The sequence below is a fragment of the Corynebacterium sp. HMSC08F01 genome, assembly GCF_001807545.1.
Classification (GTDB): Bacteria; Actinomycetota; Actinomycetes; order Mycobacteriales; family Mycobacteriaceae; genus Corynebacterium; species Corynebacterium coyleae.
The window spans coordinates 241-22,035 of record NZ_KV789287.1 but is presented as its reverse complement, the minus strand read 5'-3'; the positions used below and the strand labels follow the sequence as shown (position 1 = coordinate 22,035).

The following is a 21,795-nucleotide window of genomic DNA, read 5'->3' as shown; positions in this document are numbered from 1 at the left end:
AAACACAGAGCTAGACGACCAGCGGAAAACGGCCGGCTAGAACCCCAGGGAACCTCGGGGAACCCCAGGGATCAACCCCCCCAAACCCCCAAACCCCCAACCCCCCAGAAAACAAAACCTAGAACACCTCGACGCGTCCGCCGAGGGACTCCACCTGCTCGAGTTGGCGGACCCATCCCGGTGCGCCAGGGTGGACGCGCATGACCGGGCGGGAAGAAATCTTCACGGGGGAGACGGACTCGCGGCGGGCGCCTTTGCGGGCGGCCATGCGCAGGTAGGCGCGGTTGCCAGATTCGGCTAGCTGCTTCATGGACGCCGGATCGTCCGCAAGGGAAGCGCGTGCGGCTTGGAGGAGTTCGATGAACTCGTCGAGCACAGGCACGAGCGAGTCGGCGTTGGTTTCGCACATGTTGCGCACGAGTTCGGGTTCCGTACTAGCTACCCGGGTCGCGCCTCTAAAGGACCCGGCCGACAGGGACTGTGCGAGCGTTCCGCCCCGGTCGCCGACCAACGAAAGGGCTTCGGCGATGACGTGGGGGAGGTGGGAGACGCGGGCGACGGATTCGTCGTGAAGCGATACGCGCACGGGGACCGCCTCCGCACCGACAACGGATGCGAGCCGGCACACGGTGGTGAACAGGGCAGCCCAGTGGTCGTCGGCAAGGCCTTCGCGCGCGTAGTCATACGTTACGGCCCACGCGGCGCCCTCGAACAGGCCCTCGTGGGAGGCGCTCCAGCCGGAAAACTCGGTGCCCGCCATGGGGTGGCCGCCGACGTAGCGGCCCTGCATGTCGCGCTCGACGATGAGGTCGTACACGCGCTCTTTGACGGATACCACGTCGGTGATGTCGCACGTCGGGGCGAACGAAGCTACCTGGTCCAGCACGGACGCCACGGCCGCCATCGGCACCGCGACCACGATGAGCGCGTTGTCGGCCTCTGCGCGGCGCAGCACTTCTTCCATGTTGTCGGAGACATCGAAGCCGTCCCGTTGTGCTGCGCGTGCCCCGTGCATGGTGTAGCCGAAGACGCGTTCGTTAGAGATGGTCAGGTCGCGCATGAGCGACCCGCCGATCAGTCCGAGGCCGAGAATGCAGATGGGGGGCAGTTGGTAGGTAGTCACCGCGTTAAGTCTAGTGACACTTTGGCCCGCGCGGACTACGCTTTCGTCCCATGAGTCAGGACTTCACGGACGGGTTTGCCGTCACCGTCGCTCAGGTTGGGGGTTCGTGGCAGGTGCGCGAGTTCCGCGACGATTTCACGGACCTTTCCACCTCCATTGACGCTGTGCGCGGTTTGCGCAGCGAGGGCGCGGCGTTTGCGCTGCTCAACGTGGAGGATGACTATTTGGTTGTGGTGCGTCCGGGCCCGTCGAAGGTGCGTGTGCTGATTTCGGACGCGACGATGGCGGTGGATGATGATTTCGCGGCTGACATCCTGGATGAGGCCGACGTGGACATCCCCGACATCGACCCGGATGAGCTGGACGACGTCGACGGCTGGGCTGATGGTGACTTTGCCATCCTCGCGGACCTGGGGTTGTCCGAGGAGCAGTTGAGCATTTTGCTTGACGACGACGCCGACCCGGCCGATCTCGCCCACACCATCGCCGACGAGTTGGGTTTTGGCGACGAGCTTGCTGATGCCGTCGATTAGCAAACCTGCCCGCCGGGCTGAAGAACGGATGCGGGAGGCGATCGAGGTTGCCCGCATGACCCCGCCTGGCGATGTACCGGTGGGGGCTGTGGTGTTCTCCCCGGAGGGCGAGGTCCTTGGGGTGGGGGTGAACCGCCGGGAGGCGAACAACGATCCGACCGCGCATGCGGAGGTGGAGGCCATCCGGCAGGCGTGCGAGGCGTTGGGGAGGTGGAGGCTGGATGGGTGTGAGCTCGTGGTCACGCTGGAGCCCTGCACGATGTGTGCGGGTGCGATCTTGGGGGCGAGGGTGTCGTCGTTAATTTTTGGCGCATGGGAGCCGAAGACGGGTGCGGTGGGTTCGGTGCTGGATGCCATCCGGGACCCGCGGCATCTGCATGTCCCTGAGGTGCGCGCCGGCGTGCTGGAGGCCGAAACTGCCAGGTTACTGGGTGATTTCTTTGAAGATCTGAGGAGTAATTGAATCGTTACCCAAAGTGTTCGGGTTTGTCCCTACACTGGGCGACTGCACCGAATTTCAACGAATAAAGGAGAACATCATGGGTTTGGATGACAAGCTTGATCAGATCAAGGGCCAGGCTAAGGAAGCGGCTGGCGACCTTACCGATAACGAGAAGCTCCAGAACGAGGGCAAGGCTGATCAGCTGATCGGCAGCGCTAAGGAGAAGCTCTCCGAGGCGGGCGACGCTATTAAGGACAAGGCCAACGAGGTTGCAGCCAAGGTTGAGGACAAGGCGGACGAGGTCCGCGACGAAGCTGACCGCTAAATTTGGTTTCTTGGCGGCGCTGCCGTTAATCTAGTCGGCGGTAGCGTGTCCGAGCGGCCGAAGGTACTCGCCTCGAAAGCGAGTGTGGGTAAAACCACCGCGGGTTCAAATCCCGCCGCTACCGCCAAGTGTTAAAGCCCCCGGCAACGGGGGCTTTTTCCGTATCACAGAAGGAACCCTTTGACGTGGCGAAACTGCTGTACAACCTCGGACGTTGGTCCTACCTGCACAAATGGCGGGTGATTGTGGCGTGGCTGCTGCTGTTCGGTGCGACTGCGGGCGGCGCGTTTTCGTTGATGAAGCCGTTTACCTCCGAGTTCGCAATCGAGGGCACACCGGCTATCGACGCGCTGCGCGACATGGAGAAAAACTTCCCCGATGCCGGCAATGTGGCCACAGCCCCTGGCGTGAACTTGGTGTTCGCCGCGCCTGAGGGTCAGCGCCTGGATACGCCCGAGCATATGGCGGCGATGGATGCCACCGTCGGCTATATCCGCGACCATCTCGGGGTGGAGGGGGAGCGCTTCGGCAATCCAGTGACGGTCAACGGCGAGTTGCAGCGCATGGTCATTGGCCAGATGACTGAGATGGGCATGCCGCGAGAGCGCGCGGAAGCGGATGCGTATCAGTTGCGCATGCTTAGCGATGACGCCCGCATCGCCTACACCACTTTCGAGTTCGACGCTGAGTCGTCGATGTCCGTCGACCAGGCGGACCGCGACGTGGTGAACGAGGCTATGAAAATCGGCCGGGACGCGGGCCTTCAGGTGGAGGCCGGCGGCGCCGGTTTCGGCGAGCCAATTGCCATTAAGACCACCTCAGAGATGGTCGGCCTGGCCGTGGCGTTCCTGGTGCTCGTGGTCACCTTCGGTTCGCTTGCTGCTTCGGTGATCCCGATCATCTCCGCCGTGGTCGGCGTGGGCATCGGCGCGCTGCTGGTGCTGCTGACCACCCACTGGGTGGAGCTCAACGACGTCACTCCGGTCCTTGCCGTCATGATCGGCCTGGCCGTGGGCATCGACTACGCCCTGTTCATCCTGTCGCGCTACCGCCAGGAGGCACGCCACCTTCCGCCGGATGAGGCGGCCGGAATGGCTGTCGGCACCGCGGGTTCCTCGGTGGTGTTCGCCGGTGCCACGGTCTTTACCGCGCTGGTCGCCCTGGCACTGGCGCAGATCGAGTTCCTCACCTGGATGGGCCTTGCCGCCGCCGTCACCGTGTTCATCGCCGTGCTCGTCGCGCTGACGCTTGTACCGGCGTTGCTTGGCGCGTTCGGCTCGAAGACCTTCGCGGGCAAGATTCCCGGTCTGGCCGGTAATCCGGGTCCGGGTAAGCGTCCGGCGAAGGACCTCGATGAGAATTCGATGGGTAGGCGGTGGGTGCGCTTCGTCGAAAAGGTGCCGGGCCTTGTTATGGCAGTGGTCGTGCTGGGGCTTGGTGCGCTGTCCACCCCGGTGCTTGGCTTGGAGATGTCGCTGCCGTCCGACAGCACCTCCAACTACGACACCACCCAACGCAAGTCCGCAGACCTCATGGCGGAAGGCTTCGGCCCCGGCGTGAACGCCCCACTGCTGCTGGTGGTTGATGCACACAGCGTCAACCCCAATTCGGAGATTCTCCAGCCGTACATGTCAGCGATCCCGGATGAGGCAGGCGGCGACGCCCAGAAGGCAGCGCTCGCGTCCTTCATCTACACCATGGGTGAGATCGGCTCCGTCAACGGCATCGAGCACGCGCAGCTCATCGCAGCTAACGACGACCTCACAGCCGCCCAGATCCTCGCCACCCCAACCGGTGGTCCGGAAGAGGAACGCACCTTGCAAATCGCCCACGGAGTGCGCGAGGCCATCAGCCAGGTGGAAGACGCCACGGGTATCGACGTTGGCCTGACCGGCCTGACCGCCGTCCAAATGGACATCACCGAAGAACTCTCAAAGGCCATGCCGCTGTACCTCTCCATCGTGGTGGGGCTGGCGATCGTGCTGCTCGTTATCGTGTTCCGCTCCATCATGGTGCCGCTCGTGGCAGGCCTTGGCTTCCTGCTATCCGTCGGCGCCGCCTTCGGCGTGACCGTCCTGTTCTTCCAAGAAGGCCTCTGGGGTTTGGTGAACACGCCGACCCCGATCCTGTCCTTCCTGCCGATCTTCCTCATCGGCGTCACCTTCGGCCTGGCCATGGACTACCAAGTCTTCCTGGTCACCCGCATGCGCGAGGCCTACCTGCGCAACCGCGACGGCGACCGGCTGCGCGCCGTGCACGAATCCACCGTGCAAGGCTTCAGGCAAGGCGCGCGCGTGGTCACCGCCGCCGCGATCATCATGATCGCCGTCTTCATCGCCTTCTTGGACCAACCGTTGCCGTTCATCCAAATCTTCGGCTTCGCACTCGGTGTCGCAGTACTGTTCGACGCCTTCTTCATCCGCATGGCCCTCGTCCCCGCCACCATGTTCCTCCTCGGCCGCGCCGCCTGGTGGATGCCAAAATGGCTGGACAAACTCCTCCCCGAGGTCGACGTTGAGGGCACCGAACTAGAAAAGGAACACGCATGACGCAGCAGACGGACACCACCTTCGAGGTCGGCACCCAGTTGGAGCCCGCGCCGGGTAGGCACGGGCGCACCGGCGTGATCCACACCCCGCACGGTTCCATTCAGACCCCTGCGTTCATCCCCGTGGCCACCAAGGCGACGGTGAAAACGCTCACGCCCGAGCAGATCCGCTCCACCGGCGCGCAGGCGATCCTGTCCAACGCCTACCACCTCTATCTGCAGCCTGGGCCCGACATTGTCGACGAGGCCGGCGGCGTCGCCGCCTTCGAAAACTGGCACGGCCCCACCTACACCGATTCCGGCGGCTTCCAGGTGATGAGCCTCGGCGTCGGCTTTAAAAAGGTCCTCGCCATGGACACCGCGGGCCTGACCGAGGGCGACATCCGTGCGGCGAACAAGGATCGCATGGCGCGTGTCGACGACGACGGCGTCGACTTCAAATCCGTCATCGACGGCTCCTCCCACCGCTTCACCCCTGAAGTGTCGATGCAGATCCAGCACCAGCTGGGCGCCGACATCATGTTTGCCTTCGACGAACTGACCACGCTTGTGGATACCCGCTCCTACCAGGAGCATTCCGTCGAGCGCACCCGTCGTTGGGCCCGTCGTTGCCTCATCGAGCACGACCGTCTGACCGAGGTTCGGGCGGACAAGCCGCTGCAGTCCCTGTGGGGCGTGGTGCAGGGGGCGCAGTACGAGGACCTGCGCCGCCAGGCGGTGCACGGCTTGTTGGATCTTCACCGCGAGGCACTCGATGAGGGCCGCCGTGGCTTCGGTGGCTTCGGCATCGGTGGCGCCCTGGAGAAGGAGAACCTGGGCACGATCGTCGGCTGGGTCACCGACGAGCTGCCTGTCGACATGCCGCGTCACCTGCTGGGCATTTCGGAGCCGGACGACATTTTCACCGCCGTCGAAGCTGGTGCCGACACCTTCGACTGCGTTGCCCCGACGCGCCTCGGCCGCCGCGGCGGCGTGTACACCCTGGACGGCCGCATGAACCTTGCCGGCGCCCGATTCAAGCGGGACTTCTCCGGGGTGGACGAGGAGTTCGGCGGCTACGTCTCCGAGAACTACTCCCGCGCCTACATCCACCACCTGCTCAAGGCGAAGGAGTTTTTGGCGGGCACGCTGTGCACGATCCACAACCTGGAGTTCATGATCCGCCTCGTGGACAACATCCGCCTTGCCATCGACGCCGGCGATTACGAGGCCTACCGCGACGAATTCCTCGGCCGCTACTACGCCGGGAAGTAGGGGACTATGTAGTCGCGCAGCCAGCTTAGGAGCAAACCCGAACTCGGCCCGATGACCAGTCAAACGCCCTCTGGGGCACTCATGTGCTCGATCTAGCAAGCAGGGTGAGTTCGGGTTTGCCCCTAAGCTGTGATTTGCGGGTCTAGGGTTGGAGCGATTTTGGGGAAACTTCGAGCCGCATCCGGCTAAAGCGAATCGTTTTGTTGCTCGGTGGATACAACAAGTTGCGCGATCCAAGTCGAAAGCAGGAGCAGAAGGAAATTCGTGCAGCGCGCTCCGTTTTGTCTGCCTGGAAAAGAGAGTAAATACGCCTTGCTGATATGGGGTTAAACACATAAACTTGCTGCTGGTTACCTATTAAGCGGAGCGTGGGGGTGAACAAATGGCCACTACAAAGTTTGAAGACTTCATCCAGCCATATCGAGAATCGGAATCGCCAGCAGCCGAGGTAATTCGTGATGCGGCAACGCGAGCGTTTGCTGCGGAACTTGCAGAGCGTAAAGCGGTAGGTGCTGCACTTGCGTCGGCCCGGCATGATCGCGGCGCAACTCAGCAATCTGTTGCTGATGCTGCCGGAATTCAACAGGCTGAACTGAGTCGCATAGAAAATGGAGTTGGGAATCCGACGGTAGAAACGCTGCTTAAGGTTCTAGCTGCGCTGGATTTGCGCTTGGCCTTCACGCCGGCTCGTAAGGGACGGAACTGAGAAAAACTTTCGCCGAGCACATCGTGAACTCCCAAGGACAACTCGGCATGTTATTGAGGATCCCATCTTCTTGGACTCCAGGGCGTCCCAACTCGTTCAGATGGCAGATCACGTTGCGTGGAGTGCGAATTCGTCGTTAATGAAAGTGCCCAAACACAAGTTCGCCCACAATTGGTACAGCGAGTACCTCGCTCCACGTGATCCTTCCAGGGGGGCCACGCGAGTTAGATTAGAAACAGCTAGACCCCCTTGGTCCACACGTGTGGAGGGGGTCTGCATTAGCAACAGTACAGGTTTCGGAGCCCTGTGGGTTACGCGCTCTCGTCGGCAATGCGATGTTCGGCGCGGCGCACGGCTGCGATCGTCGGATAGGTGATCGGCAGCAGCACGACCTCCATGAGGGTCTTCCACAGGAAGCCGACAACCACGTAATTCACAAACGTGCCAGCAGAGTCGACGCCGATCACGCTCGCGGCGATGGTACAGAACAGCAGCGTGTCCGCGAATTCGCCGACAATGGTGGAGCCGATCAGGCGCGCCCAGAGGCGGTCGGTGCCGAAGCGGTCTTTCATCTTCTGCAGTACCCACGCGTTGAGTAGTTGACCCACTACGTAGCCGGCGAGCGAGGCCGCGACGATGCGCGGCAACAAGCCCAGGACTGCGGCGAAGGTGTCTTGCATGTCGTAGAAGTCCGCCGCGGGCAGCCAGATGGCGATGTAGAACGTCACCACGGCAAGCACGGCGATGAAAAAGCCGGTGAACACGGCGCGGCGTGCGGCTTTGAACCCGTAGACTTCGGCGATGACGTCCCCGATGACATAGGAGATGGGGAAGAGGAAGAAGGCCCCGTCGGTGACTAGCGGCCCGATGACCACGCCTTTTTGTGCCGTGATGTTCGAGATGAGAAACACCGCGCAGAACACGGCGAGCAGGTACGGGTATGGGGAGCGGGATACGCGCGGTGACATGCGCAATATCATTGCACATATGGCTGTTTTCCAAGGTCCTGCTGGTCGCTATGCGCCGAGTCCGAGCGGCGATCTCCACTTTGGCAATTTGCGTACGGCGGTGCTGGCGTGGCTGTTTGCTCGCCAAAGCGGCCGGAAGTTCTTTTTGCGTGTGGAGGATATTGATTCGGAGCGTTCATCCGCGGAGTCGGCGCTGCGCCAGATTGAGGACTTGGAGGCGCTCGGCCTCGACTTCGATCCTCCGGTGCTCTACCAGCACGATCGCGGGGACGCGTATGCAGATGCGCTGGCTCGCTTGGATACGTATGAGTGTTATTGCACGCGCCGGGATATCCGGGAGGCGGCGTCGGCGCCGCATGCGCAGCCGGGGATGTATCCGGGGACGTGTCGTGATCTCACGGAGGAGCAGCGTGCTTTACGACGACGCGACCTCGCCGACGAGGGCCGCCTCCCCGCAATCCGTCTGCGGGCCCACGTGCGTGAGTGGACGGTTGAGGATTTCTACCACGGTGCCTACACGGGGCCGGTTGATGATGTGATTTTGAAGCGCGGCGGGCGTGTGGATCAGGCTCAGGCGGGGGATTGGGCGTACAACTTGGCGGTCGTTGTGGACGACGGTTTTCAGGGGGTGGATCAGGTTGTGCGCGGCGAAGATTTGTTGTTTTCTGCCCCGGCACAAGCGTATTTGGCTGATCAACTTTCTCTCGTGACGCCTTTTTATATTCACGTTCCGCTTGTGGTGGGGCCAGGGGGTCGTCGATTAGCAAAGCGCGATGGTGCTGTCACCTTGCGGGAGATGTTGGCCGATAAACGTCAGTCCGACATTGTGCGTGATATTGCCGGGTCGCTCGGATATGGCCAGGTAGATAGCGTGAATGGTTTGTTGGATGTGTTCGAACCGTCACAACTGTCGCGCGACCCATGGACGTGGGAATCTTTGTAATTGCTGTGTTTTAATGAAGTATAACCTGTTTTTTATATGTTAAAACTCTTGCGGTCGGTCTGAAGCTCACTCATATTTGGAGGAAGGTCACGTGGCTGCGTTTGGGGACGCACCACTGGGCAACGAACCTCTAAGGAGACTTCATGATTTCGAAGAAGATTGCTGCGAGCACCGTTGCGCTTGCCCTCGGCGCTTCGGCTGTTGTCGCCCCGCAAGCAACCGCGCTGCCAGAAGAATTCACAAGCCCTCCGGGTCGGACCGCGAACCCACAGCAGGGCGCATGTGCTGTTGTGCTGGATCAGAACATCACCACGGTGAACCCTGGCGTGGCGCTGAAGACAACCCAAAACGGGGTCAGCGTGGGTGTTGGCCTCGACGAGGTAGACAACGCTTTCGTGCCGTGGGTGAGCGTAAGCGCTGACAGTGAGCGGGTGTTTCAATCCGGCACGGCGTTCATCGTTGTTGAAAACGTAGGTACGCAGGATGCAACCCACTCCTACAAGCTTGAAGCTCTGAAGAAGGGCTCCGTTGAGATCAAGCGCAAGGGCAATGAGCCCGTTGAGATGCTTGATGTCAACGAGGTTGCGCTGATTGATCAGGAGTCCTTTTCGCTGAAGCGTGATCAGAAGCGCACGGCCGTTGTGAAGCTGGCTGTGGACAGCAATCAGCAGGCGCAGACGTGGGCCTGGAAGGTCAATAATCCGACGATCTTGGCGGCTGAGAAGACCCGCGTCAGCCCAACTGTGCAGATTGAAGTCGCCCCATGGGTATTTGAGACCGATGACTGCGCGCCAATTGTTGCTTCTGAGCAGCAGTCCCAGGCGATCATCGCGGACGGCAACGAGTACGACACCGGCATCACGGTGGCCAATGCGGAGAACGACTACCAACGTTTGACCGGCAACGTTTCCATCGCTGGCAAGAAGATCGAGGGGGCCAAGGTGCGTGTCGACGACACCGGCAAGGTCTACGTCACCCTCCCCAAGGGCGCGACCGGTTCGGTTGATGACGACAAGGCGGCGAAGGTTGATGTGGAAATCATCGCGAACCCTCGCGAGACCACCAAGGACGAGGATTTCGACGCCTACAAGAACCCACAGGTACTGCGCGTTGCAACCGAGGACGGCGTTGTTGATCAAGACACGCCGAAGTTCACCGGTTCCGTCCCCGTTGCCAAGTTTGCTCCCGCCTACAACACGCCGAACACGGTCAAGCCGGGTGGCTCCGTTGATGTCGCGTTGAAGGCACAGCCTGGCGACGTCCGCGGCACCGCCGTCGACGCCACCTACACCGTCGTCGACGCACCGGAAGGGTGGACCGCCGAACCAGCCAAGGACGGCACGCTGAAGGTCACCGCCCCGAAGGGCGCGAAGCACGGCGATACCGCCACGTTCACCGTGGACGTCACCTACGCCGACGGCTCCAAGGACACCATCGACACGGTGGTGACGGTGCGCGAGACCGACGCAAACCTGAACACCCCGGGCTACGGCGAGACCTACGGCAAGGTCGGGGTGGAGGTCAGCCTCGAGCAGAACAACAAGAACCTGCCGGACGGCTCCACCTTCACCATCACCCCGGGCCAGGACTTGGGCGATTGGGTGCCGAAGGTTGATCCGACAACCGGCACCATCACCGTCACCATTCCGGGCTCCGCAAAGCCTGGCGACGTGAAGACGATCCTGGTCGACGTGACCTACCCGGACGGTTCTGTGGATAAGAACGTTCCGGCGAAGGTCATCGTCCACGGTGCCCCGGAGTACCCGAAGGTAGAGAAGACCCCGGGCCAGAACGCCACCTTGAAGCCGAAGAAGGACGACGTGCCGGGTGGTTCCACCTACGAGATCACCCCGGGTCAGGATCTTGAGGAGTGGAACCCGCAGATCGACGCCAAGACTGGCGACATCACGGTCACCGTGCCAAAGACCGCGAAGGATGGCGACGAGAAGATCATCAACGTCACCGTCACCTACCCGAGCGGCAAGACCGACGTCGTGCCGGCAAAGGTCACGGTGAAGGTCCCGGAGACCCAGCCGGGCAACGGCACCGACAACACCACCCCAGGCGACAACAACACCACCACCGTGATCGTTGTCTACCCGGGCCAGAAGACAGAGGTTCCGCCGCCGAACGGTTCGGGCGAATGGAAGATCCCGGACAACCCGAAGATCCCGGAGGGTTGGAAGGTCGAGGTCAACCCAAGCACGGGCAACCTGACCATCACCCCGCCAGCCGACGTGAAGCCGGGCACCAACATCACCATCCCGGTGGAGGTGAAGACGCCGGACGGCAAGACCACGATCGTCGAGATCCCGGTCAAGACCGACAACGGTTCCATCCCGAACGACCCGGGCCAGAAGCAGCCGCAGAATCTGGTGTCTGACCAGGGCTCCTCGGAGAACATCAAGAAGTGCTTCGACAGCATGTCGTCCGAGAACAACCCACTGCTGTGGCTGGTTCCGCTCGGCCTGCTGATCGCCATCGGTGCACCGCTGGCCGGCCCGCTCGGCGCCGAGCTGGGCAAGGCAGCAGCGAACGTGTCGGAGAAGATGAACATCCCGAACCCGCTCGAGCAGTTCGGCCTCGGCGGCGAGACCAACCGCCGCCCGCAGCCGGAGTGGATGCGTCAGATCCAGGTTGAGGCTGACCGCCTGCAGCAGCAGTTCGGCCCGGAGGTCACCCAGGCAGCAGCCATCGGTTTGTCCCTGGCTGGCCTGGCAGCAGGCATTGGCATCCTCGCCGCCCTGTGCAAGGACGGCGAACTGCCGGAGTGGGCCCAGAGCTCCAAGTCAGACGCGAAGGGTTCCTCCGACAAGGGCGAAGACAAAGGCGAAGACAAGGGCGACGGTAAGGAGACCGAGGAAACCGCCTAACCCTTCTCTCCCGAACACCGTAAAAGGCTGATGCCAGTTCGCACTCGGAACTGGCGTCAGCCTTTTACGCATTTCTGCCCGGCACGCGCAGCGCGGCGGGATTACGATTTACACCATGCTGCGGGAAAACGAAGTCATTATCCGGCAAACCAAAATCTTCGGCCGCAACGAGTTCGCGATCGAAGCACCCACCGGACAACCCCTTGGCACGGCACGGCAAACGAAGCTCAACATGAAAGACGTGCTGAGCCGGGCCTCGCGCCAAGTCGATGTGTTCGACGCAGGCGGCACGCACCTTATCAGCATCGAAGACCCGATCGACCTCATCCGCGATAGCTACACCGTGCGTCTGGTCACGCCCGCGATGGAGCTGGCGCGGCTGACATCGCGGTTCAAGCTCATGGGCTCAAAATTCGACCTCGACATCGCAGGGTTTCCCGAGGTGCAAGTCGAAGGCAAGGTGTTCAACCGCAACTACACGCTCACATCGCAGGGCCGCCCGATCGCGCACGTGGTCGCGGAATACAAAGGCTTCGGGCGCGAACTGACCGGCAAGTCGGACTACCGGGTGCAGTTCGAGCCGGAGCTGAGCGAACGCCAGCACGCTGCGATCCTCGGTGTGGTCATCGCGATCGACATGTGGCGGGTCAAGCGCCGCCAACAATCCAGCTAGACACAAACAGCGCTAGACACAAACAAAGCCCCCGCACGTGACGGGGGCTGAACGCGAAATCCGGGGGTGGGTTACGCGTCGGAGTCGGTGGAGCGGCCGGCCAGGCGGGCGTCGATACGCAACAGGCCCGAGCCGTCCTTGCCAACAAGCTTGAGCTGGTCGACGATCTCGCTCACGGTCGACTCTTCCTCAATCTGCTCCTCGAGGAACCAGTTCAGCAGCGGGCGGGAGCCCAGGTCGCCGACCTCATCGGCCAGGCGAGTGATCTGGCGGATCTGCTCCGAGACCTTCTTCTCGTGCGCAAGAGCAGCCTCAAATGCGTCGAGCGGGGTCTTGATCTCAGGCGCGTCGATCTCAATGTTGTGCGGCTTGACATGCTCGCCACGGTCGATGAGGTGCTGGGCGAACTTCTGCGCGTGGTCGCACTCCTCAGATGCCTGCGCGGCGAACCACTCGCTCAGGCCCGGGAAGGACAGGGCGTCCATCTCGTTGGCCAGGTAGCGGTAGATGTAGGCGGCACCGTACTCTTCGGTGACTTGCTGGTTGATTGCTTCGTAAAGCTTTGCGTCGATCATGCACGCGAGTATACAGCAGCCCAGATTGGAGCGGAAGAGTAAAAGAGCTATAAGCTCGGGCACCGTGCCCCAGGGATCGAACTTCTCCGCAAAGCGTGTCACCGCCACGCTGAACCGCCTGCGCGCGCACCCCGAAATCGCAGGCCAACAGGCATGGCTGCGGGGGATCGCGGCGCACTCGAACGCGTTGCGGCCCGACCTTGCGCCGGTGGTGGAATCCTACCTGGGGGTCGAGCCGCTGGCAGAAGATGTGTTCGAAAACATGACCATCGGGGAGATCGCGGTTTGTTACGAGGCGTTCCTGGCGCTCAGCGACAGTAAGGCGCGCAAGGATGCGGGCCAGTACTTCACGCCGGATGACGCCGCGGAGTTCATGGCCCAGCACGTCAACCGTTTCCCACAGGGCACGTGGGTGGACCCGTGCTGTGGCACTGGGGTGCTGGCGTGGCACCTTGCGCGGAAGGTTGATGGGGATGTGGGGGGCTTCGTCGCAAAGCAGTTGATCCTGGTGGACATCGACCCGGTCGCGCTGCGCACCGCGGTGGTGCTGCTGTCGCACTTCCTCGCGCCGGGCGACACCGCAGGCTTTGAAGCGCTCGCCGCGCGTTGTGTGGTGGCCGATTTTCTTCACGACGACATCCCCGCCCACGACTTTGTCATCATGAACCCGCCGTACGCCTCCACCGCGCGCGACGACACGTTCGCCACCGCCGCCACCCGCGACCTCTTCGCCTATTTCATGGAGCGTGTCGCCACCACCAGCCGCGGCTTCATCGCGGTCACGCCCGCCTCCTACCTGGGCGCGCCGAAGTTCGCAGGGCTGCGATTGCTAATCGACGACCACCTCACCGGCGGCGACATCACCGTCTTCGACAACGTCCCCGACACCCTGTTCCGCGGCTACAAGTTCGGCTCGTCGAACACGTCGAAAACCAACTTCGTGCGCGCCGCCGTGACCGTGTGCCCGCCGGACGAGGACTCGTGGCGGATCACGCCGATCTTGCGATGGCGTGCAGCATCGCGGGCAGCCATGCTGGCTAAGGCACCGCACCTGCTCGCGCCGCGGCAGATCGGTCAGGGAGGGGAGTGGCTGAAGATCCACCCCGACCACCAGGAAATCTGGCGGCAAATGCAGGGGTGGGAGCGCACCATCGCCGACCTTGTCGTGCCCGGCCCGACCGAGTTTTCGCTCACCGTAGCCACCACCCCGCGCTACTACATCTCCGCCGCGTTCGGGGAGTTGAGCCGGCGCTCGAAGCAGGTGCTGCACTTCGCCACCGCACACGACCGGGACCTCGCGGCGGTGACGCTGAACTCGTCCGCGCCGTATTTGTGGTGGCGCTGGCACGACGGCGGCGTAAGCCTCACCCGTCGCGTGCTCATGTGCGTGCCAGTGCCCGACCTAGAGCCGGTGCTTATCGACGACATCCGCGCCTCCGAACGCAACAACCTAGTCACCAAACTCAACGCCGGCATTGTCAATGAAAACGTCAAGCACCCCTTCGCCCTTGTGGAGCGGCTCAACCGCGTGGTGTTCGGGCGCGACGTAGACGTGGCGGCGGCGTACGCACAGGACCTCACGGAAGTGCCGTGAGCAAATACTTTGTGCCGCGCGCGAGTGCCATGTCCATCTCGTACTTCGGCTTGCGCGGCGACCCGTCCTGCTGGCGGCCCTGGTTGAAGACTTTGATGATGCCGCGGGCGATGGCGTCGCTAATAGATGCAGTATCAGGGAAGTAGTACGCCTCGATGCTGGTCACCGTGTGCGCGACCTTGAGCTTGCGCGAGTTCGGCTTGCGGTTCTTGACCACCTTGTTGCGCTTAGCCATGTGCCAGCGGTAAAACGCGTCCTCGTCGGTGTAATCCGGCACAGTGTTGACCACGATGAACCCGACCCCGTCCTGTGCTGCGGCAAGATCCACCGAGTACTGGTCGTTCAGCGGCGTGCGGTCCGCCTTGCCGTCGCTGGAATGCACCTTCAGATCCCACGTGCGGGTACCTTGGTAATCGAACTCCGTGTGGCCGATGGTCGCCGGCCCGCCCTTGAACTTCGCCGCATAAAACGGCAGGACCTTGAACTCGGCGTACCAGGCGAACCACTCCGTTTGGTTCCGGTTGCGGTACTGCGCCGCGAACATCTCCTCCACACACGTGCGCCCGTCGAACGGGAGGCTCGCCCAATCGGTGTCCGCCCGCAGGCCGAGCGCCTCCGCAGCACCGGCGACGAGCGCGTTGGCCTCCAGCAGTGGAGAGGCGAAATCCTCCGCGCCCGTAAACCGGCGCGTGGCCAGGTGCAGCAGATTATTCAGCCCGTTGAGCGTGATCGTGTAGCCCGACGAGTAATCACGCGGCCCCCACGTTCCGCCCAACTGCTGTGCCAGCCAACGCCCGAGCTCGATCTTCGTCGCATCCTCTGGAGCGTTGGCGGCATCGATAGCGCGCGCCAGGTTCACCAGCACCGACTTGCGCTCTTTTGAGCCCGGGCCGAGCGTCTCCGGGCCCGAACCCGTCAGCGCGCTAATGCGGTTGACCGCCTCCAGCTTGTTCTTCGCCGGGGTGAAGTCGTCCGACGAGAGCTTGCTAAACGACGACACCCCCGACCCCCGGGTGCGAGACGTCTGGGCGGTGAAGTGGTCGTCGACAATTGCGCGCAGCGTCGTCGCCCGACCATCAACCCCGGAGCCCAGGATGTACTGGGCGAAGTTGTCGAAGATGCTGTCCGCGATCTCCTCGGCAGTCCACGCGTCCTCGTAGGGCACGTCGAGTTCCTCGGCGGCGGCAAGGGCGATCGCGCGCGGGATCATGCCCGCATCCGCAACCGTATAACGGCCGATACCCAGCAGGTCAGCGAGTCGATCAAGCGCAGTGTTTGCAGTTGTGGTCACAGCACAAAACGGTAGCAAAAACGCCCCGCGCAGAAACGCGGGGCGTGCATTTTGCGGAGGATGTGGGATTTGAACCCACGAGGGTCGTGAAACCCGCACGCGTTCCAGGCGTGTGACATAGGCCGCTAGTCGAATCCTCCAGCGAACAACCTCCCCGGCATGCACCGGCGAAGCGTCTTTGGACATGGTAATGCACACACCCCACAAGACCAAAACCGCAGCGTGGCCCGGCGCAGGTTGTGTTCTGGCGGAAGAGATGGCTACAGTGTCAGGCAGGATCTCACGCGGTGTTATCTTGTGAACTCCCCCAGGGCGGGAACGCAGCAAGGGTCAGCGAGCTCTAGCAGGTGCGTGGGGTCCCTTTTTCATGTTCGGGGACGGATAGGCCGGTACGATGGTGGGCACGCAAAATTCGCCTTCGAACATCTGGAGTGATGATGTCTCTCAAGGACCTGGACGCAGCCCAGTTCAACGAACTCGCCGAGCGCACCCGCGCACAGTACGAGGAACTCAAGGCCCGAAATCTCAACCTGAACCTGACGCGTGGCAAGCCGTCCGCAGAGCAGCTCGGGTTCTCCGACGCGCTGCTGTCGCTGCCGGGGGCGGACGACTACACCGACAAGACCGGCGCTGACGTGCGCAACTACGGCAACCTCGACGGCATTGCGGATATCCGCGAGCTCTGGGCCGAGGCCCTCGGCGTCGCCCCGGAGAACGTCGTCGCGGGTGATTCCTCGAGCCTGAGCATCATGTTCGACCTCGTCTCCTTTGCCTACATCTGGGGCACCAACGATTCGCCACGCCCCTGGAAGGACGAGGAAACCGTCAAGTGGATCTGCCCGGTGCCGGGCTACGACCGCCACTTCACCATCGTCGAGCACTTCGGCTTCGAGATGATCCAGGTGCCGATGACCCCGACCGGCCCCGACATGGACCTCGTCGAAGAACTGGTGAAGGACCCGCAGGTCAAGGGCATGTGGTCGGTGCCGATCTTCGGCAACCCCACCGGCATCACCTACTCCGCCGAGACCATCGAGCGCCTCTGCGCCATGGACACCGCCGCGCCGGACTTCCGCCTGATCTGGGACAACGCGTACGCAATCCACACGCTGACCGACGAGTTCCCGGACAACCCGAACGTCCTGGAGATTTCCGCGAAGCATGGCAACCCGAACCGCTTCTGGTACATGTCGTCCACCTCCAAGATCACGCTCGCAGGCTCGGGCGTGGCGTTCTTCGCCTCCTCGAAGGAGAACCTGGACTGGTACAACAGCCACGCTGGCGTGCGCGGCATCGGCCCGAACAAGGTCAACCAGTTGGCACACGCTCGCTTCTTTGGCGATGTCGACGGCCTGCGCGCCCACATGCTCAAGCACGCCGGCTCGCTCGCTCCGAAGTTTGCAGCGGTCGTCGAGATCCTCGAGCAGCGCCTCGGCGAGTACAACGTCGCCGAGTGGACCAACCCGACCGGCGGCTACTTCATCTCCCTGGACGTCAAGGACGGCTCCGCCAAGCGCGCCTGGGAGCTGGCCAAGGACGCCGGCATCACCCTGACCAAGGCCGGCATGTCCTTCCCGGGCGGCATCGACGAGAACGACGAGAACATCCGCCTCGCACCGTCCCTGCCGCCGCTCGACGAGGTCCGCACCGCTATGGACGGCGTGGCCACCTGCGTGCTGCTCGCCTGCATCGAGGCGCATGAAAACTGATCAGGTCGCCGCATGGCTCGGGTCGTTCATGGACATCGAGCTCATGCTTATCGACGACGCCGCCGTCGCCCTCACCACCATCAACACCACCCCCGCGGCCTGCACCGTCGGCTTCTCCCAAGTGGACACCGGTCTGGTCATCGACGGGGATGGGGCAACCGATGTGCGGTGTGAGATTGTGACGGTAGGTGGGGTCGTCGATAAGCAACTGCCCGGGCGCGCCGTCGTTGCTGCTGCCCGTGCCATCGAACGTCTCGGCATCCCCGCACAACCCGGCGTGCTGCTCGAAGGCGCCCTCGACGAGCTCGGCACCACCGCACGCCACGGCTGGCTGCGCGAACCCGAACTCTTCGACCGCGGCACACCGCTATACCGCGAACCCGACAGGCTCACCCTGCTGCTCGAACTCGTCGCACTCACCGACGACGAATACACCATCGCCCGCGACCAAGGCCTCGACGTCCTAACCCGCAGGTTGCGACGCCGCGGCACCAACACCACCGAATGGAATCGCGAGGCCGAGTAAGGTAGCCCGCGTGGCTCTGTACAGGAAATACCGCCCCGCAACATTCGGCGAAGTCGTCGGGCAAGAACAAGTAACCCGGCCGTTGTCCACCGCACTGGACAACAACCGCATCTCACACGCCTACCTGTTCTCCGGCCCACGAGGCTGCGGCAAAACATCATCCGCCCGCATCCTCGCACGCTCACTCAACTGCGCCGAAGGACCAACCTCCACCCCCTGCGGCGTATGCCCCTCCTGCGTCTCCCTCGCCCCCGGCGGCAACGGAAACCTCGACGTCATGGAAATCGACGCAGCCTCCCACGGCGGCGTCGAAGACATGCGCGACCTGCGCGAACGCGCCCTGTACGCGCCAAGCGAATCGCGTTACCGCGTCTTCATCATCGACGAAGCCCACATGATCTCCAAAGAGGGCAACAACGCCCTGCTCAAAATCGTCGAAGAACCACCCGCCCACCTCATCTTCATCTTCGCCACCACCGAACCCGAAAAGATGCTGGGCACCATCCGCTCACGCACCCACAACTACCCATTCCGCCTGCTCGCGCCCCAAGCCATGCGTTCTCTTCTCGAGCGCATCGTTGCTGACGAAGGCGTCACCGTCGACGAAAACGTCTACCCCCTGGTCATCCGCGCCGGCGGCGGCTCCCCGCGCGACACCCTGTCCATCCTCGACCAGCTGCTCGCCGGAGCTGGACCCGACGGCCTGACCTACGACCTTGCCCTGCCACTGTTGGGCGTCACGGACCTCACGCTTCTCGACGCCGCCGTCGACGCCATCGCATCCGGCGACGGCTCCGCCATGTTCCACACCATCGACGAAGTCATCGAATCCGGCCACGAACCCCGCCGCTTCGCCCTCGACCTCCTCGACCGCATGCGCGACCTCCTCCTCATCCGCACCGTGCCCGACGCATTCGGGCAAGGACTTGTCGACGCCCCCACCGACCGCTCCGAAATCCTCAAACACCAAGCCGAACTCTTCACCCCCGCCCACCTCTCCGCCCTGGCCACCGAAGTCAACGACCGGCTTCCCGACCTCGCCGGCGCCACCTCGCCCCGCCTACTCCTCGAAATCATGATGGCGCACCTCCTCACCGTCAGCGTCGGCGGCGGCGCGGTGGGCGCAGGTGGTGGTGCTGGCGCTGCGGGTGCTGGTGCTGGTACTGGTGCCGGTGCTGGTGGCTCTGCCGGTTCTGCTGGTGCTCCCTCCGGCAACGCTGGCGCCGCTGGCGGGGGAGGCGCTGCTGCCGCCGCAGCCGCTGCAGCCGCCGCTGCAAGCTCCCGCACCGCCTCGCGCAAACCCGCACCCGCGCCTGCGTCCGCACCCGCGCCTGCTCAACCGGCATCCGAGCAGCGAGCGCAGCAGACGCCGCCGCCCGAACCACAGCAGCCCGCGCCGGCCCAGTCGCAGCCGACCCCGGAACCACAGCCAGCGCCGCAACCCGAACCCGCGCCGCAACCGGAACCGCAGCGTGAACCCGAACCTGCCCAACCCGCGTCGCAGCAACCCGCGCCACAGCCGGACACGGACGACCTGTACCAGCGCATCGAGCGCGACTGGACCCGCCTGCGCCAATCCGTCGGCGCACGCAACCAGGTCGCGGAGATCATGCTGACGGAGGCGAAACCGCTCGGCTTCGACAACGACACCCTCGTCGTCGGCCATCACACCGGGGCGCTCGCCGACCGGATCAACGCCGAACGTAACAACGCAGACATCGTCGCCGTCTTCACAGAGAAGCTCGGCACGCCGATCAAGGTCCGTTGCGTGGTCGGCACCAACCCCGACGCCGCCCACGTCAAGCGGCCAGAACCGAGGGAGGTGTGGAATCCGGGGGAGGGGTCGTCGACAAGCGAAAAGCCCGAAGACCCTGCCCCCGCCAACAGTTGGCAAGCCGCCGTCGCCGCAGCCAGCCAAAAAGCCGCCGAACGCGCCAAACGCGAACGCGACGACATCCCACCACCACCCGAACCGGCCGAACCCTTCGAAGAAGCCGAACCCGAATACACACGCGAAGACGAAGAACGCGACATGGCCCAAGAAGCACGCGACGGAGAACGAACAGCAGACCGCCGCGACGCCACCGAAGTCGCCATGGATCTCCTCGCCGCCGAACTCGGAGCCAAACCCCTCTAAGCGACGCGTACAATGGCCCACGGAGCTTTACCAACAAACGAAAGGTTGCAACCATGACCCAGCCACAGGACATGCAGGAACTCATCCGCCAGGCCGCCGAAGTGCAGGCCGCACTCCAGCAGGCGCAGATGGAACTGCTGCAGACCGAGGTCACCGGCACTGCAGGCGGCGGCCTCGTTGCTGTCACCATGACCGGCGGCGCTGAAATCACCGACCTGACCATCAAGCCGGAAGCCGTTGACCCGGAGGACGTCGAGACGCTGCAGGACCTCATCCTCGCCGCATACCGCGACGCCCACGACCAGGCCGGCAAGCTCGCCGAAGAGAAGATCGCCCCGCTGACCGGCGGCGCAATGGGCGGCGGCGCACCGCAGGGTGGCGCCCCGCAGGCAGGCCCGGGCGAGATCCCGTTCGGCGGCATCGTCTAACCTGTCGCTTTCCGCGTCCGGCCGGCCTGGTCGGGCGCGTTTTTCATGCCACGAAAGGAACCCCCGCGTGTTTGAAGGACCGCTGCAAGACCTTATCGACGAATTCTCGCGCCTCCCCGGCATCGGCCCCAAATCCGCGCAACGTATCGCGTTTCATTTGCTGAAGACGGAGCCGGAGGACATCGATAGGCTGCGCGCCGCCCTAGCCGCCGTGCGCGACGGGGTGACGTTCTGCCGCATCTGCAACAACGTTTCGCGCGAGGAAGTGTGCCGCATCTGTGCCGATTCGGGCCGCGACAAGACGCTGGTGTGCGTGGTGGAGGACGCGAAGGACATCCAGGTCATTGAGCGCACGGGGGAGTATTCGGGCCGTTACCACGTATTGGGTGGGTCGTTGGATCCGTTGGCGAATGTCGGCCCGAAGGACCTGGCCATCGCGCCGCTGTTGCAGCGCATTGGCGGTGTGCTTGACGACGTCGACGGCGCCGACAACCCCGACGTCACCGAAGTCATCTTGGCCACCGATCCTGATACGGAGGGGGAGGCGACGGCGTCGTATTTGGCGCGTTTGTTGAAGGACTTCCCGTCGCTGACGGTGTCGCGCTTGGCGTCGGGTATGCCGCTTGGCGGGGACTTGGAGTTTGTCGACGAGCTGACACTCTCCCGCGCGTTAACCGGGCGCCTCAAGCTGTGATTTGTGGATAACTCTTTACTTTTCGACGACCCCACGCCCAGTTATCCACAGGCCAGGTGCATTTTCTGCGCCGGGCGTTTAGCGTTTTGGGTATGAATTCGTTCGAGGTGTTAGTGCAGGCGATGTCGGCCGCAGCGTTGGAGACGCTGGCTGATTTCGACCTTGATGTTGCACTCGTCTCGGGCTTCGCTCCGGATCGTGCTCGTGCCTGGGCGCGGCTGCGCGATGTGTATTTCGGGCGCACCAAGTTCACGCGCAAGCAGGCGGTGGCCGCTACGCGGGCTCGGGCGTTTTCCCTGGATGAGTTGGCGTTGATCGAGCGTCGCATCGCACCGGTCAAGGATACGTCCCAGCGGTGGGCGCTGCGCCTGGCTTTGCTTGAGGTCGAGGGTGGCTACCGGGCGATTGAGGCTGCGGCCCGCTCGTTGGTGCCGGCGGATAAGACACCGGCGG

General features: G+C 63.3%; 20 protein-coding genes, 2 tRNA genes, 1 other RNA gene and 1 pseudogene. 19 read left to right on the top strand and 5 right to left on the bottom strand.

Features of this window, described 5'->3' with window-relative positions:
• Positions 1-118 precede the first annotated feature (118 nt).
• Positions 119-1,123 carry a prephenate dehydrogenase gene (locus tag HMPREF3171_RS02860; RefSeq protein WP_070482691.1) on the bottom strand — a complete coding sequence of 335 codons (1,005 nt, stop codon included), beginning with the start codon at positions 1,121-1,123 and terminating at the stop codon, positions 119-121.
• 50 nt (positions 1,124-1,173) lie between these two features.
• Here HMPREF3171_RS02860 and HMPREF3171_RS02855 point away from each other — a divergent pair, with 50 nt between their 5' ends.
• The 8 genes from HMPREF3171_RS02855 (at position 1,174) to HMPREF3171_RS12460 (ending at position 7,307) form a co-directional block, all read left to right on the top strand.
• A complete protein-coding gene (locus tag HMPREF3171_RS02855; protein ID WP_070482690.1) occupies positions 1,174-1,656 on the top strand; it encodes a tRNA adenosine deaminase-associated protein in 483 nt (160 codons plus the stop codon).
• Positions 1,643-2,119, top strand: coding sequence for a nucleoside deaminase (locus HMPREF3171_RS02850; protein WP_070482688.1), 477 nt, complete (start codon positions 1,643-1,645; stop codon positions 2,117-2,119). The genes HMPREF3171_RS02855 and HMPREF3171_RS02850 overlap by 14 nt, the downstream gene beginning before the upstream one ends.
• A gap of 76 nt (positions 2,120-2,195) precedes the next feature.
• On the top strand, positions 2,196-2,423 hold the full coding sequence (locus HMPREF3171_RS02845; RefSeq protein WP_070421601.1) for a CsbD family protein: 228 nt from the start codon (positions 2,196-2,198) through the stop codon (positions 2,421-2,423).
• 39 nt (positions 2,424-2,462) lie between these two features.
• Positions 2,463-2,550, top strand: a tRNA-Ser gene (locus HMPREF3171_RS02840).
• A 58-nt stretch (positions 2,551-2,608) separates the two neighbouring features.
• Positions 2,609-4,972: an MMPL family transporter gene (locus HMPREF3171_RS02835; RefSeq protein WP_070482686.1), complete on the top strand. Its 2,364-nt coding sequence runs from the start codon at positions 2,609-2,611 to the stop codon at positions 4,970-4,972.
• On the top strand, positions 4,969-6,225 hold the full coding sequence (gene tgt / locus HMPREF3171_RS02830) for a tRNA guanosine(34) transglycosylase Tgt (RefSeq protein WP_070482682.1): 1,257 nt from the start codon (positions 4,969-4,971) through the stop codon (positions 6,223-6,225). The genes HMPREF3171_RS02835 and tgt overlap by 4 nt, the downstream gene beginning before the upstream one ends.
• A 382-nt stretch (positions 6,226-6,607) precedes the next feature.
• Positions 6,608-6,931 carry a helix-turn-helix domain-containing protein gene (locus HMPREF3171_RS11585; protein WP_083279335.1) on the top strand — a complete coding sequence of 108 codons (324 nt, stop codon included), beginning with the start codon at positions 6,608-6,610 and terminating at the stop codon, positions 6,929-6,931.
• Complete coding sequence (locus HMPREF3171_RS12460) at positions 6,879-7,307, top strand: DUF3800 domain-containing protein (protein WP_141743320.1); 429 nt, start codon at positions 6,879-6,881, stop codon at positions 7,305-7,307. The genes HMPREF3171_RS11585 and HMPREF3171_RS12460 overlap by 53 nt, the downstream gene beginning before the upstream one ends.
• On the opposite strand, the gene HMPREF3171_RS02825 is transcribed toward HMPREF3171_RS12460, so the two are convergent.
• Positions 7,243-7,899, bottom strand: coding sequence for a queuosine precursor transporter (locus HMPREF3171_RS02825; RefSeq protein ID WP_070482679.1), 657 nt, complete (start codon positions 7,897-7,899; stop codon positions 7,243-7,245). The genes HMPREF3171_RS12460 and HMPREF3171_RS02825 overlap by 65 nt on opposite strands.
• 19 nt (positions 7,900-7,918) lie before the next feature.
• Between HMPREF3171_RS02825 and gluQRS the strand changes: the two genes are divergently transcribed.
• The 3 genes from gluQRS (at position 7,919) to HMPREF3171_RS02810 (ending at position 12,388) form a co-directional block, all read left to right on the top strand.
• Positions 7,919-8,842 (top strand): tRNA glutamyl-Q(34) synthetase GluQRS, encoded by a 924-nt coding sequence (gene gluQRS, locus HMPREF3171_RS02820; RefSeq protein ID WP_070450783.1) that lies wholly within the window; start codon positions 7,919-7,921, stop codon positions 8,840-8,842.
• A gap of 143 nt (positions 8,843-8,985) precedes the next feature.
• Positions 8,986-11,715 carry a YPDG domain-containing protein gene (locus HMPREF3171_RS02815; protein WP_070482677.1) on the top strand — a complete coding sequence of 910 codons (2,730 nt, stop codon included), beginning with the start codon at positions 8,986-8,988 and terminating at the stop codon, positions 11,713-11,715.
• 115 nt (positions 11,716-11,830) lie between these two features.
• Positions 11,831-12,388, top strand: a complete 558-nt coding sequence (locus HMPREF3171_RS02810; RefSeq protein WP_070421596.1) for an LURP-one-related/scramblase family protein — start codon at positions 11,831-11,833, stop codon at positions 12,386-12,388.
• A gap of 71 nt (positions 12,389-12,459) precedes the next feature.
• Here the strand turns inward: HMPREF3171_RS02810 and HMPREF3171_RS02805 are convergent, their stop codons facing one another.
• Positions 12,460-12,960 (bottom strand): ferritin, encoded by a 501-nt coding sequence (locus HMPREF3171_RS02805; RefSeq protein ID WP_208856607.1) that lies wholly within the window; start codon positions 12,958-12,960, stop codon positions 12,460-12,462.
• A 67-nt stretch (positions 12,961-13,027) separates the two neighbouring features.
• Here HMPREF3171_RS02805 and HMPREF3171_RS02800 point away from each other — a divergent pair, with 67 nt between their 5' ends.
• Positions 13,028-14,557 carry an N-6 DNA methylase gene (locus HMPREF3171_RS02800; protein WP_070482673.1) on the top strand — a complete coding sequence of 510 codons (1,530 nt, stop codon included), beginning with the start codon at positions 13,028-13,030 and terminating at the stop codon, positions 14,555-14,557.
• On the opposite strand, the gene HMPREF3171_RS02795 is transcribed toward HMPREF3171_RS02800, so the two are convergent.
• Both HMPREF3171_RS02795 and HMPREF3171_RS02790 read right to left on the bottom strand, forming a co-directional pair.
• Positions 14,541-15,848, bottom strand: a complete 1,308-nt coding sequence (locus tag HMPREF3171_RS02795) for a hypothetical protein (protein WP_070482672.1) — start codon at positions 15,846-15,848, stop codon at positions 14,541-14,543. The two genes, HMPREF3171_RS02800 and HMPREF3171_RS02795, sit on opposite strands and share 17 nt — an antisense overlap.
• A gap of 54 nt (positions 15,849-15,902) precedes the next feature.
• Positions 15,903-15,988, bottom strand: a tRNA-Ser gene (locus HMPREF3171_RS02790).
• 131 nt (positions 15,989-16,119) lie between these two features.
• On the opposite strand from HMPREF3171_RS02790, the gene ffs reads away from it, so the two are divergent.
• From ffs to HMPREF3171_RS02755, 7 genes and pseudogenes are all read left to right on the top strand, one after another.
• Positions 16,120-16,215, top strand: an RNA gene (gene ffs / locus HMPREF3171_RS02785) — signal recognition particle sRNA small type.
• A 70-nt stretch (positions 16,216-16,285) separates the two neighbouring features.
• Positions 16,286-17,557 (top strand): aspartate aminotransferase type Ic, encoded by a 1,272-nt coding sequence (locus HMPREF3171_RS02780; protein WP_070482692.1) that lies wholly within the window; start codon positions 16,286-16,288, stop codon positions 17,555-17,557.
• Positions 17,547-18,083, top strand: coding sequence for a hypothetical protein (locus tag HMPREF3171_RS02775; RefSeq protein ID WP_070482668.1), 537 nt, complete (start codon positions 17,547-17,549; stop codon positions 18,081-18,083). The genes HMPREF3171_RS02780 and HMPREF3171_RS02775 overlap by 11 nt, the downstream gene beginning before the upstream one ends.
• Positions 18,084-18,093: 10 nt before the next feature.
• The gene (locus HMPREF3171_RS02770; protein WP_070482667.1) at positions 18,094-20,220 is read left to right on the top strand and encodes a DNA polymerase III subunit gamma and tau; all 2,127 of its coding nucleotides are present in this window, start codon (positions 18,094-18,096) and stop codon (positions 20,218-20,220) included.
• A gap of 53 nt (positions 20,221-20,273) precedes the next feature.
• Positions 20,274-20,648, top strand: a complete 375-nt coding sequence (locus HMPREF3171_RS02765; protein ID WP_070451098.1) for a YbaB/EbfC family nucleoid-associated protein — start codon at positions 20,274-20,276, stop codon at positions 20,646-20,648.
• Between the two features lie 67 nt (positions 20,649-20,715).
• Entirely contained in the window at positions 20,716-21,342 is a 627-nt protein-coding gene (gene recR, locus HMPREF3171_RS02760; protein WP_070422681.1) for a recombination mediator RecR, read from the top strand.
• A gap of 92 nt (positions 21,343-21,434) precedes the next feature.
• Positions 21,435-21,795, top strand: a pseudogene (locus HMPREF3171_RS02755) (HNH endonuclease signature motif containing protein); the annotation flags it as partial.